Genomic DNA, 12,707 nt, shown 5'->3' on the forward strand with positions numbered 1-12,707 from the left:
ATTGGTTCCTGCCTGTCGACAGATTAGTTGTGTTGTAGTAGTTGTTGTTTGTAACCCAATGAAAAACCGAAACTTTTCTTCTTTTTAACCTAAAAAAAAGAGGCGCGTGGGCACCTCTTTATATTGATTATTTTCTAATATTCAATTCTTTGATAATCTCACGATATCTGTTTATCTCTTTTTTCTTCAAGTAATCAAGAAGACTTCTTCTTTTACCTACCAAAAGTACTAACGAACGCTCAGTGTTGTAATCGTGACGATTTTTTTTCAAGTGCTCCGTTAAGTGAGAGATTCTAAATGTGAACAATGCGATTTGTCCTTCTGCAGATCCTGTGTTTTCTGCTTTTCCTCCGTGTTTAGCGAAGATTTCTGCTTTTGTTTCTTTACTTAGATACATTCCAATATTTCTTTAAATGATTATTATGTATGAATCGAGGTTTTCTCAATTCGTGTGCAAAGATAATCTTCTTTTTCGATTAGGCAAATAAAAAGATGGGCTTAACTTAAAAAAGTTTGGCAACTTCCTGATTTACAAATTCTAAAAAGCGTTCGTCAGCTTCTGTGAACGGATCGATAACATGACTGTCGATGTCGATTTGACCAATATTTTTCCCATTTACAAAAAGAGGTACCACAATTTCTGACTTAACGGTAAAACTGCAGGCAATATAATTATCCTGAGCAGCAACATCGGGAACGACAAAATTTGCATTAGACTCTGCTACTTGTCCACAAATGCCTTTTCCGAATGGAATGATTGTATGGTCGGTTTCTGCACCTACATAAGGTCCAAGATGAAGCGTTTTATTCTCGTGATTGGCAAAATAAAATCCTACCCAATTGTAATAATCAACATTGTTGGTCAAGAACTGGCAAAGGTTTTTTAATTTGACATCTCGTTCTAAATTTGCTTTAGAAAGAATAGCAATCACTTCAGGTTTTAAGCTTTCGAAATTCATTTTCAATTTTTTATGCAAATGTAACAACTGAACCTTTTTTATTTTGTATAAATTTGTTAAAAATTACCTCTTGAAAAATCTGCTGCTGCAATACAAACCTTTTTTACTTTTTCTCGGAAAATTTATTGCCAGTTATTTGATTTTAACTTTCATTTATCAAACCTATCTGAATCATTTTGATGAACAACAAGCAGAAGTTGATTCTTTTACACAACTTGTAGCTGAACAATCTGCAGCAGTTTTATCTTGGTTTGATTCACAATCTTATACAATGCCTCATTTGACAGAACCTACAGTAAAATTGTTTTATAAGGCAAAATACATATCCAGAATTATTGAAGGTTGTAATGCTTTAAGTGTGATTATTTTATTTATTTCGTTTGTGATTGCCTTTACTGGTAAATTCAAAAAAACTATTTTGTTCATCATTTTTGGAACTATTTTGATTCATGTTTTAAATATTGGTCGCATTGCGCTTTTGTGTGTTGCGCTTTATAATCTTCCTCAGTATGAGCATTTATTACATGGTGTGATTTTTCCATTGGTGATTTATGGTGTTGTGTTTTTGTTATGGGTGATTTGGGTTAATAAATATTCGTTGTATGCTACAGAAATTGATAAAAAATAAAGCTAAAATTGGCTGGTCATTATTCTTGATATTCCTTCTGGTTTTAATCAGAGCCTTTGAAGAAACTCTTTTTTATGACCCCTTTTTAAATTATTTCAAAGACGAATATGCACATTTGCCGTTTCCAAAAATCAATATTTTTAAATTATTTTTCAGCATAGGAATGCGATTCTACCTCAATTCGGTAATTTCATTATTGCTGTTATATGTCATTTTTAAAGACAAGCAAATTGTAAAATTTTCAGCATTGCTCTACATGATTTTGGGTTCGGTATTGATGATTAGCTTTATTTTTGTACTAACATTTTTTGCCGAAGAAAGTAAAATGATTTTGTTCTACATCAGACGGTTCTTGATTCAACCAATCTTTATTCTGCTTTTTATTCCCGGATTTTATTACCAGAAACGAATTAAAAAGTAAGTATTTTTTCGTAACTTTACTTGTATTGCATATGCTAAAATTTAATTTTGAGTCTTATGAAAATAGTAAAGCATTCTGGAAGTGTTGTTGAGTTTAATCGAGACAAACTTAAAAGTTCTTTATTAAAATCGGGTGCAAGTTCATTAGTTGTTGAAGATATTTTAAAAGCTATAGACCATGAAATTTACGAAGGAATTACTACTAAAAAAATCTACAAACTAGCTTTTGGTTTACTCAAAAAATCTTCTAACTCCATAGCAGCAAGATACAATTTGAGAGATGCTATTCAAATGCTTGGCCCAACAGGTTTTTTCTTTGAAAAATTCATCTCAAGGCTTTTTGTAACGGAAGGCTATACCACAACAACGAATTTTTTTTTGCAGGGCAAATGTGTTTCACACGAAGTAGATGTTCTAATTAAAAAAAATGATTTTGTTGAAATGATTGAATGTAAGTTCCATCCCAGAAGAGAAACTAATTCAGACGTGAAAGTTCCTATGTATATACTTTCAAGATTTAATGATTTAAAAGACAGAAGTCATCCTATTTTTACTAAAAGCGATAAAATTTCAAACTGTTGGATTGTAACCAATAACCGGTTTACTTCTGACGCTATGGATTTTGCCAATTGCTCCGGACTAAAACTTATGAGCTGGGATTATCCACCTAAATTTTGTTTACGAAAAAAAATTGATGAAGATCAATTGTATCCAATTACTTGTTTAACGACTTTGACTATTGCCGAAAAAGACAAATTAATGGTGTCAGATATTATTTTGGCGCAGGAAATTATTGATAAATTAGAAATTCTGGAAAAAATCGGACTTAGCCCAATCAGAATAAAAAATGTGATTAAAGAAGCTTCAGAACTGTGTAAATATTTGTAATATGAAAATTAAATTTCTTGGCGGAGCAGGAACGGTTACAGGTTCGAAAACCTTAATCGAAAGCAACGGAATCAGAATTTTAATTGATTGCGGGCAATTTCAAGGGATAAAACCCTTGCGTGAATTAAATTGGGAACCCTTGCCGATTTTGCCTAATACGATTGATTTTGTTTTGCTGACGCACGGACACTTAGATCATTGTGGTTGGTTGCCAAGATTAGTCAATCAGGGCTTTGCGGGGAAAATATACTGTACAAGTCCAACGGCTTCTGTTGCCAAATTAATTTTGTTAGATAGCGCTAGAATTCAGGAAGAAGAAGCCAATATAGCCAACAGGGAACATTATTCCAAGCATGAAAAAGCAGAACCTTTGTATAATGTTCAACAAGCTCAGGAAGTCTTTCCGTTATTAAAAGTTATAAAACCTAATGAAGGAGTGCCTCTTGACGCAGAAATATCGGCAGTTTTTAGAAATGCCGGGCACATAATTGGCGCTTGTTCTATTGAGCTCAAATTAGAAGGAAAAACACTCGTTTTTTCTGGCGACATTGGTCGGGATAATGATATGCTGATGTACCCGCCGGTTAAACCCAAAGAAGCGGATTATGTTTTTTTAGAGAGTACTTATGGCAATCGAATTCATCCTAATGAAGACGTCAAATTACTGCTGGAAACCTATATCAACAATACTTATCAAAATGGCGGGACAATCATAATCCCTAGTTTTGCTGTAGAACGAGCCCAAACCATTATGTATTTGATTTGGAAATTAAAAGAAGAGGATAGAATTCCGGATATTCCATATATAATCGATACTCCGATGGGAATTAGTGTTTTGGATGTTTTTACAAACAATAAAAGTTGGCACAAATTGTCAGAGGAAGAGTGTGTTAAAATGTGTCAAATATTTACGATTAATTCAGAATACCAGGAAACAATAAATTCAATTTTTGATAAACGACCAAAAGTTGTAATTGCAGCAAGCGGAATGATTACTGGTGGAAGAGTTCTAAGTTATTTAGAAGAATATATCGGATTGCCTGAAACTACGGTAATTATTGTGGGTTATCAAGGAGAAGGAACTCGAGGCAGAAAGCTTTTAGAAGGAGCAACTGAGATAAAAATTCACGGTAAATATTATCCGGTTTTAGCTAAAATTCTTGAAATAGAAGGATTGTCAGCACATGGCGACCAAAATGATTTGCTCAATTGGTTGTCAGAATTAAAAAGCAAACCCAAAAAAGTATTTTTGGTTCATGGTGAGAATCAACCAGCTGATGAATTGCGTAGTAAGATTCAGGAAAAGTATGGTTTTGATTGTTCAGTTCCTTTGATGGGTCAAGAGTTTGAGCTTTAAAGTTTTAATATGATTTTAAGTTTTACTAATTTGATTTTTATTAGCTTTGCACTATGATTTTGAAAAAACAAATAAGCATTTTTCTAACGTTTTTCCTTTTGATTTCCAATTTAGGGTTGGCGTTCAACGTGCATTATTGTGACGATAAAATTGAGTCAGTTTCTCTAAGTACCGTTTCTACTTCAAGCGATACTATAGACAGTTGTTGTGGCGTAGTTGAAAAAAACTCAAATTGTTGCAAAAATAAAATCATAAAATCTGAGGCCAAATCAGACCAAATTATAGTTAAATCGGTTTCCTTTGATGCTGATTTCATTCAAGTTTATAATGATTGGAAACCTTTATTTTTTTCTGATAATTTCAATTTTAAAACTAGAGATAATCTTACTTATTATTGCGATGCCCATGCGCCGCCTTTATATCTCTTGTACAGCCAATATACCTTTTACTCCTGATTTTAGTATTCGATAAGTAGTCACTTAATCACGAATATTAAAATTTAAAAAATGAAAAAAACAATCTTGTTGCTAACATTGTTGGTTTCAGCCGTAACCTTTTCACAAGAAGACATCAAAAAAGATACTTTAAAAACGGTAAAAGTTCAGGCCAACAAAAGGGGACTTAAAAAATCGATTTATGGCACAGCCAATTCAACATTGGTAACCAGTAAAGAATTACTCAAAGCAGCATGCTGTAATCTGGCAGAAAGTTTTGAGACAAATCCTTCCATTGACGTCAATTTTTCGGATGCGTTAACAGGAACCAAACAAATAAAAATGCTAGGTTTGACAAGTCCATATATTATGATTACCGAAGAAAATATTCCTTCAGTTCGTGGTGCTTCGCAAGCTTATGGATTGTCATTTACCCCCGGAACTTGGGTTCAAAGTATTCAAATTAATAAAGGCGCTGGTAGTGTTGTTAATGGTTTTGAAAGTATTTCGGGACAAATTAACACCGAGTTAATAAAACCACTGAAAGATATTCCGTTTTTTCTGAATGCCTACGGTTCTTCTGATTCTCGTTTTGAATTGAATACACATTTCAACAAAAAATTGACCGATTATTGGGCAACGAGTCTATTTGTACACGGAAATGCCCGAGTTGCTAAAAATGACATGAACAATGATGGTTTTCTCGATAATCCGTTGGGAAAACAATTCAACATCGCTAATCGTTGGCAATATTCTAATCCGGAAAAAGGTATGGTTTCATTCATCAATTTTCGCTATATGAATGATAAAAAGCAAACAGGCGAACTTGAGTTTAATTCAAATAGAGACCGATTGACAACCAATTATTGGGGTTCAGAAATCAATACAGAACGATTTGATTTTTCTTCCAAAGTTGGTTATGTATGGAAAGATATACCATACCAAAGTATCGGATTTCAAAATGCTTTTAGCAATCACAATCAGGAATCATATTTTGGTTTAAACCAATACAACATCAAACAGCAAAGCTATTATTCGAACCTGATTTTCAATTCGATTATCAGCAATACCATGCATAAGTTTGCTACGGGATTGAACTTCACCTATGATAAATACTCGGAGTTTGTTAACCTTTCTGATGTTAGCCGAATTGACAATTCTGTTGGATCGTTCTTTGAGTATACTTATGATGATGGCGATAAATTTAGCTACATACTTGGCGGACGATTAGATTATCACAATAGATTAGGAGTATTCTTCACACCAAGACTTCATGTGAAATACAATCCTTGGGAAAAAGCGGTGATTAGATTTTCTGCCGGAAGAGGAAAACGTGCCGCAAATATTTTTGCCGAAAACCAGAACCTTTTCGCCAGTTCAAGAACGTTTTCTATTTTGGATACTAATGGGAAAGTGTATGGTTTAGACCCTGAAATTGCATGGAATTATGGAATTAGTTTTACGCAAAACTTTATTCTTTTTGGCAAAAGTGCCGATGTGACTTTAGATTTATATCGAACTGATTTTCAAAATCAAGCAGTTGTTGATGTAATGAATTCTCCGCAACAGGTTTTGTTCTATAACTTAAAAGGAAAATCATTTGCCAATAGTTTGCAGCTTGATTTCAATTTAGAAATTATCAAACATTTGAATTTAAGAACAGCTTATAAATATTACGACATTTCGACCGATTATCTTTCGGGAAGTTTTCAAAGACCGTTGCAGGCGAAGCATCGTTTCTTTGGAAATTTAGAATATGAAACACACATTGTAGAAAAAGGAAAACAATGGAAATTTGATTACACTTTCAATTGGTTAGGAAAGCAACAATTGCCCAACACAGCTAGTAATCCGACACAAGACAGATTGCCTGAGTTTTCACCTTCATTTGGTGTGATGAATGCACAAATTACCCGAACTTTTTCGAATACCTTTGAAATGTATATAGGTGGAGAAAACATTGGGAATTACCGTCAGAACAAAGCTATTTTGGGTTCGGAGAATCCTTTTGGACCGAATTTTGACACGTCCATTGTTTATGCTCCTGTTTTTGGTCAGATGTATTACGCAGGATTACGATTTAAAATGAAATAAAAGACAATATCAATTACAATATTAAAATATAATAACAATTAAAAACAAAGAAATGAAAAATACAATTTTAGGAATGATGTTACTGTTTGTAGCCTTTTCAACTCAAGCTCAAGAGAAAAAAAGCAAAAATGCCAAATACGAATTTGAAGTAAATGGTAATTGTGAACAATGTCAAAAGCGAATTCAGAAAGCAGCATTTTCTGTTCCTGGCGTAAAAAGTGCCGAATGGAATATAGATGATCACATGCTGCATCTAATTATCAATGAAGAAAAATGTTCGCTACTAGATGTAAAAAAAGCGGTTGCAAAAGCGGGTCATGACACCGATGAACAAAAAGCAACAAGTGAAGTTTATAAAAAGCTTCCCGGGTGTTGTCAGTATGACAGAAAATAATTTTAAGAACTCCTTAATTTTAAGGAGTTTTTTTATGCTTGTTTTTGAAAGAAAAAGAATTGAAAAGAAAGGGCAATGTCGCTACTTCAAAATTTTGATATGGTAAAACATTAGTTATCGATATGTGAAAAATAGCAATTATCTTAAAAAAAAGGACTATTTTCACGCTCGATTTTATATACTTAAATTTTTTACTCTATGAGTAGTTTCGACTGGACACAATTAATAAATCCCGAGTTTTATATCACTATGACAATTGGTGGTGTGAAAATTGGGCTATGGATCGTATTGTTTATTGTTTTTGCTGAAACTGGTTTGTTTGCCGGTTTTTTTCTTCCGGGCGATAGTTTGCTTTTTTTAGCTGGAATTTATAGTCGTGATTTAATTGAAAACTTTACTTTTATAGAAAGTGATATCGTTAATGTTACTTTGTTGTCGACATTGGTAGCTGTTGCAGGAATTCTTGGAAATATGATGGGATATTGGTTTGGCGCTAAAAGTGGTTATTATTTATATAAAAAAGAAGATAGTTTTTGGTTTAAGAAAAAATATTTAATTCAATCCAAAGATTTTTTTGAAAGATTTGGTGGTAAAGCTATAATTTTTGCGCGTTTTTTACCTATAGTCAGAACATTTGCTCCTATTGTAGCCGGAATTGTTACCATGGATAAAAAGAAGTTTATGTTTTACAATATCATAAGCTCGTTTCTTTGGTCGTTCATTTTAATTTTCTCAGGGCATTATCTTTATGGAATGTTTTTGGAGAAGTTTGATATTGATTTGAAACATCATATCGAAAAAATTGTAATTGGAATTATTTTAATTTCCACTTTCCCAGTCTTTTTGAAGATGATTAAAAAAACACCAAAACAAGAAGAATAAAAAAAACGTCCCGATAAATTCGAGACGTTTTTTAAATAATCTATACTCACTATTACATCATTCCAGGCATTCCACCGCCCATTGGCATTCCACCGCCGGCGTTTTCTTCTTTAATTTCAACCAAAGCACATTCGGTAGTCAATATCATTCCGGCTACTGAAGCTGCGTTTTCAAGAGCCACACGCGTTACTTTTTTTGGATCGATGATTCCTGCTTTTAGCATGTCTACATATTCATCTGTTTTGGCATTGTAACCAAAATTAGCTTTCCCTTCCGAAACTTTTGCTACTACAACAGAACCTTCCAATCCTGCATTTTCAACAATGGTTCTCAACGGAGATTCTACTGCACGAGAAACAATTTGTATTCCGGTTGCTTCGTCTGCATTGTCTGCTTTTATTTTATCTAGAACTGATTTTGCTCTCAATAAAGCAACACCACCACCGGCAACAATTCCTTCTTCAACAGCGGCACGAGTCGCATGAAGTGCATCATCAACACGGTCTTTTTTCTCTTTCATTTCTACTTCAGAAGCAGCGCCAACATAAAGTACAGCAACGCCACCAGCTAATTTAGCTAAACGTTCTTGCAATTTTTCTTTATCATAATCTGAAGTCGATGATTCCATTTGACCTTTGATTTGGTTTACACGATTTTTAATCATGTCAGCCGTTCCTGCACCATTTACCAAAGTTGTATTGTCTTTATCGATAGTTACTTTTTCAGCTGTACCAAGCATTTCTAAAGTAGTGTTTTCTAAAGTGTAACCGCTTTCCTCAGCAATTACAGTTCCACCGGTTAAGATGGCAATATCTTCTAACATTGCTTTTCTTCTGTCACCAAAACCAGGAGCTTTTACTGCTGCAATTTTCAAGGCACCGCGTAATTTGTTTACTACCAAAGTCGATAGTGCTTCGCCATCAACATCTTCTGCAATAATTAATAATGGTTTCCCTGATTGTGCTACAGGCTCTAATATTGGTAATAATTCTTTTAGAGAAGATACTTTTTTGTCATATAAAAGAATGTAAGGTCTTTCTAATTCCACTTCCATTTTCTCTGGATTGGTAACGAAATACGGAGACAAATATCCTCTGTCAAACTGCATTCCTTCCACAACATCCACGTAAGTGTCAGTTCCTTTAGCTTCTTCCACGGTGATAACACCTTCTTTACCTACTTTTCCAAAAGCAGTTGCAATCAAATCACCAATAACTTCGTCGTTATTAGCAGAAATAGAAGCTATTTGTTTTATTTTTTCAGAATCGCTTCCAACAACTTGTGCTTGTTTTGACAAATCGGCTACAATAGCTTCAACAGCTTTGTCAATTCCTCTTTTTAAATCCATTGGATTAGCACCGGCAGCTACGTTTTTCAATCCTTCTTTTACAATGGCTTGAGCCAAAACTGTTGCAGTTGTAGTCCCATCACCAGCCAAATCATTGGTTTTAGATGCGACTTCTTTTACCATTTGTGCACCCATATTTTCCAATGGGTCTTTCAATTCAATTTCTTTAGCAACGGTAACACCATCTTTGGTAACTGTTGGCCCACCAAATGATTTTCCAATTATTACATTACGACCTTTTGGTCCAAGGGTTACTTTTACTGCATTTGCTAATGCATCAACACCGCGTTTTAAACCGTCACGTGCTTCAATATCAAATTTTATATCTTTTGCCATTTTGTTTTGTTTTTGTCTTAATACTTAATACTCAAATCTTAATTAGATAATTGCTAAGATGTCGTCTTCACGCATAATTAGGTAATCTTTTCCGTTGAACTTTAAATCAGTTCCAGCGTATTTTCCGTAAAGAACAACATCGCCAACTTTAACGGTTAATGGTTCGTCTTTTTTACCATTTCCAACAGCTACAACAGTTCCTTTTTGTGGTTTTTCTTTTGCCGTATCTGGAATAATGATTCCGGAAGCTGTTTGAGTTTCAGCGGCGGCAGGTTCAATAATTACTCTGTCTGAAAGGGGTTTAATATTTAATGCCATAATTATTTATTTTTTATTTTAATAGTGTGTTTCGGGTCTTTCAGAAATTGTGCCATGTCTTTAAAACGGACATTTTTTCTAAAAAAAATGCCAGCATGTCAGTGCTGGCATTGTATATTTTTTATGCTAATTATTTTTTTGGAGTCTCCACTGGTTTAGCTGGAGTAGTAGTTGTGTTTTTTGGCGCAATATTTTCTTTTTCGTCTACAATTTTTGAATTAGAATCGCTCAAGCTTCCTGAGAAACTTAAGCTTGATAATAAAATCAAAACGATTAATATTGTTGCTAATGTCCAAGTACTTTTATCTAAAAAGTCAGTTGTTTTTTGTACACCACCCATTTGAGTTGAACCTCCTAATGAAGAGGATAAACCACCACCTTTAGGATTTTGTACCATAATTACTATGATCAATAAAAAACAAACTATTGTTATTAATACTAAAAAGATTGAAAATGTGCTCATTACTTACTTATTATTTTGTTGTAAAATTTTAATATCCGAAATTCGGTTTGCAAAGAAACTACTTTTTTCTGGATATTTCAAAATTAATATTTCATAGGCTTGAATTGCTTTTGAATATTTTTTTTGTTCCAAATAAACCCTAGCTAAAGTTTCCGTCATTAAATAGGAAGTGTCTTCGGGAACGACTTCTATTGTTGGAACTACTGCGTCTTTTGCTATTGGAGTTATCTTCGGATTGTTTTCTATAAACTTGTCAATTAAATCTAATTTTTTCTTTTTATCATCAAAAAATGAAGGTTTGCTTTCTTCTCTGACAATTGGTTTTAGTCGTGACAATTGCAACCATTCTTGAAAGGAATGTTTCTCGTTTTTAGAAAATTCTAATGGTTTTCCAATGGCTAATTTTTCTTCGACTTTTTGTTCTTCTGTGGTTGTTGCTTCTTTGATAGAAGTTAAAATCGATTGTTCTAAAGCATCAACAAAGGGATGATTGGCTTCCACAATGATATGTTCGCTTCCAATGACACTCATGTTCATTAACTCTTCTAGTTTCTTTTCATACAAACCTTTTTGTACCGAAACAAAAGAGTCAGAAGTGATAAAGTCGAATAAAATACTTCTGTCATTAGTATAAGCAGCAGAAACTTTCAGGGCATAATTATAATTAAAACTATCCTGATTATACAGATGCTTTAACTTCAATATACGAGCACTTTGAAAATAGGGGAAAGCATTTAAGACATTGTCTAATGTTTCAGCATATCTATCATTAATAGCATCAGGTTTGTTTAGTAAATATGTATAATCTGTTAAGTTCATCAAGTTACCATTTGGCCAAAGACTCATTAAAAATGTCTTGCGTTATACGCTCAAAAATCTCATCAATATAACCATTTAATACAGAACCCGTTGGAAGTGTACTTCCTTCATAATCTCTGTAAAACGAAAAGCGTTTCTCAAAATTATCAGCTTCTTTATTTTTATTGCTAAAACGAACATTAACAGAAATCGTCAATCTGCTTTGAGCAGCACTTTGATCAGCAGTGGCTTGCATTGGCGTTGTTCTATACTCCACAATTTCTCCTTCATAGAGTAAATCGCCATTCGAATTCGTCAAATTCAAATTGGTTTGGTTTTGAATAATTTCCTGAAGTTTTATCGTAAATGTTCTTTCAATACCAGGTTCAATTAATTCAGCATTATTCTGAAAATAATTCACTTGAAATGTTTTGGCATCAATTTTCCCTGTTCCGGTAAAGTTATAAACGGAACAACTGTTAATGCTGACGGCAAGGATGAAAATAGAAAGTATTTTTAAAAACTTCATGGTAACAATTAAAGACCGCTAAAGTAATTCTTTATTTTGAAATATGGAAGGACATTACTGATAGTAATAATCGGCAAAAGAATACAAGTCAACAGCATTATTACTGCTGTCTAAAACTTCGATACCAACCTCTAAAAGTGTTCCATCCATATTGACAATTGCGCCATAATTATAATAGTACGGATCAGTTATGCCTTTGTCAAAACCCATAGGGCTGTTTTTTGAAACCTGGCAGTCAATGAAGAAATTTGGGTCGGTTAATGATTTAACTCTAGCGACAGCCAAAATTGCTTTGAAAACTTCACCACCCTCAACAACACTTCCGATAAAATGGAAATTTTTGATAACATCAGTTACTCCTGAAGTTGATTTTTCGAATGACAGCATATTTCCATTAGCATAAGTCATGTGATATTCTCCGGCGTTGGTTCCTGTACGCACGAAATTTTCAGCTAAAAAATCTGAATTAACTTGACAATTTATAGTAAAACTACTTCCGTAGGTATAGTCATAGGTTCTTGTTGCAACATCAAAAGTATATGGTAAGCCATTAATGCTTTTTATAGTATTATCAGCATTGTAATTGATGATGTCTGTTTCGGTTGCTACTCCATTTGTATATTTTACGTCTCTTATAAGACGATTCTGATTGTCATAAATAAACTCTTCAGCAATTGTTCCGTCAGCAAGAGTGATGTCTTTTAATAAATTATTCTTAAAATTCCAGTGTTTCTCGTTTGAGCTATTACGATAAAAAACAACTTTTTGTAAAACTTTAGTTTGGTTACTATTATCATCACTACTACAAGAAAATAATGTAGTAGTTAAAACGAAAAGGAAGATAATTTTTTTCATGATT

16 protein-coding genes are annotated in these 12,707 nt (G+C 33.4%); 8 read left to right on the plus strand and 8 right to left on the minus strand.

All coding sequences use genetic code 11. The features are described from left to right. Positions 1 to 127: 127 nt before the first annotated feature. On the minus strand, positions 128 to 397 hold the full coding sequence (rpsO, locus tag QWY90_RS02785) for a 30S ribosomal protein S15 (RefSeq protein ID WP_290284316.1): 270 nt from the start codon (positions 395 to 397) through the stop codon (positions 128 to 130). Positions 398 to 503: 106 nt separating this feature from the next. After that, the gene (locus tag QWY90_RS02790) at positions 504 to 959 is read right to left on the minus strand and encodes an XrtF-associated fRMsr-like GAF protein (protein WP_290284317.1); all 456 of its coding nucleotides are present in this window, start codon (positions 957 to 959) and stop codon (positions 504 to 506) included. Positions 960 to 1,029: 70 nt separating this feature from the next. Between QWY90_RS02790 and xrtF the strand changes: the two genes are divergently transcribed. The 8 genes from xrtF (at position 1,030) to QWY90_RS02830 (ending at position 8,056) form a co-directional block, all read left to right on the plus strand. Beyond that, entirely contained in the window at positions 1,030 to 1,587 is a 558-nt protein-coding gene (gene xrtF, locus QWY90_RS02795) for an exosortase family protein XrtF (RefSeq protein ID WP_290284318.1), read from the plus strand. Beyond that, positions 1,562 to 2,008, plus strand: coding sequence for an exosortase F system-associated membrane protein (locus QWY90_RS02800; protein ID WP_290284319.1), 447 nt, complete (start codon positions 1,562 to 1,564; stop codon positions 2,006 to 2,008). Before xrtF ends, QWY90_RS02800 begins: the two co-directional genes overlap by 26 nt. 56 nt (positions 2,009 to 2,064) lie before the next feature. After that, positions 2,065 to 2,895, plus strand: a complete 831-nt coding sequence (locus QWY90_RS02805) for a restriction endonuclease (protein ID WP_290284320.1) — start codon at positions 2,065 to 2,067, stop codon at positions 2,893 to 2,895. 1 nt (position 2,896) lies between these two features. Continuing rightward, positions 2,897 to 4,252: an MBL fold metallo-hydrolase RNA specificity domain-containing protein gene (locus QWY90_RS02810; protein WP_290284321.1), complete on the plus strand. Its 1,356-nt coding sequence runs from the start codon at positions 2,897 to 2,899 to the stop codon at positions 4,250 to 4,252. Positions 4,253 to 4,305: 53 nt separating this feature from the next. Beyond that, positions 4,306 to 4,707, plus strand: coding sequence for an HYC_CC_PP family protein (locus tag QWY90_RS16975; RefSeq protein ID WP_439108575.1), 402 nt, complete (start codon positions 4,306 to 4,308; stop codon positions 4,705 to 4,707). A 51-nt stretch (positions 4,708 to 4,758) separates the two neighbouring features. After that, complete coding sequence (locus QWY90_RS02820) at positions 4,759 to 6,780, plus strand: TonB-dependent receptor plug domain-containing protein (RefSeq protein WP_290284323.1); 2,022 nt, start codon at positions 4,759 to 4,761, stop codon at positions 6,778 to 6,780. A 52-nt stretch (positions 6,781 to 6,832) separates the two neighbouring features. After that, the gene (locus tag QWY90_RS02825; protein ID WP_290284324.1) at positions 6,833 to 7,174 is read left to right on the plus strand and encodes a heavy-metal-associated domain-containing protein; all 342 of its coding nucleotides are present in this window, start codon (positions 6,833 to 6,835) and stop codon (positions 7,172 to 7,174) included. Positions 7,175 to 7,372: 198 nt separating this feature from the next. Beyond that, entirely contained in the window at positions 7,373 to 8,056 is a 684-nt protein-coding gene (locus tag QWY90_RS02830; protein ID WP_290284325.1) for a DedA family protein, read from the plus strand. A 52-nt stretch (positions 8,057 to 8,108) separates the two neighbouring features. Here the strand turns inward: QWY90_RS02830 and groL are convergent, their stop codons facing one another. The 6 genes from groL to QWY90_RS02860 all read right to left on the minus strand — a co-directional run bounded on the left by groL (position 8,109) and on the right by QWY90_RS02860 (position 12,703). Continuing rightward, positions 8,109 to 9,740 (minus strand): chaperonin GroEL, encoded by a 1,632-nt coding sequence (groL, locus tag QWY90_RS02835; RefSeq protein WP_290284326.1) that lies wholly within the window; start codon positions 9,738 to 9,740, stop codon positions 8,109 to 8,111. A gap of 42 nt (positions 9,741 to 9,782) precedes the next feature. Continuing rightward, entirely contained in the window at positions 9,783 to 10,058 is a 276-nt protein-coding gene (locus QWY90_RS02840; protein ID WP_136150696.1) for a co-chaperone GroES, read from the minus strand. Positions 10,059 to 10,188: 130 nt separating this feature from the next. Further along, positions 10,189 to 10,521 (minus strand): preprotein translocase subunit SecG, encoded by a 333-nt coding sequence (secG, locus tag QWY90_RS02845; protein WP_290284327.1) that lies wholly within the window; start codon positions 10,519 to 10,521, stop codon positions 10,189 to 10,191. 3 nt (positions 10,522 to 10,524) lie between these two features. Beyond that, positions 10,525 to 11,340 carry a tetratricopeptide repeat protein gene (locus tag QWY90_RS02850; RefSeq protein WP_290284328.1) on the minus strand — a complete coding sequence of 272 codons (816 nt, stop codon included), beginning with the start codon at positions 11,338 to 11,340 and terminating at the stop codon, positions 10,525 to 10,527. Between the two features lie 4 nt (positions 11,341 to 11,344). After that, positions 11,345 to 11,848, minus strand: coding sequence for an LptE family protein (locus QWY90_RS02855; RefSeq protein WP_290284329.1), 504 nt, complete (start codon positions 11,846 to 11,848; stop codon positions 11,345 to 11,347). 54 nt (positions 11,849 to 11,902) lie between these two features. After that, positions 11,903 to 12,703 (minus strand): hypothetical protein, encoded by an 801-nt coding sequence (locus tag QWY90_RS02860; RefSeq protein WP_290284330.1) that lies wholly within the window; start codon positions 12,701 to 12,703, stop codon positions 11,903 to 11,905. Positions 12,704 to 12,707 lie beyond the last annotated feature (4 nt).

Origin of the sequence: Flavobacterium paronense (genome assembly GCF_030409795.1) — a bacterium.
GTDB classification, from domain to species: Bacteria; Bacteroidota; Bacteroidia; order Flavobacteriales; family Flavobacteriaceae; genus Flavobacterium; species Flavobacterium paronense.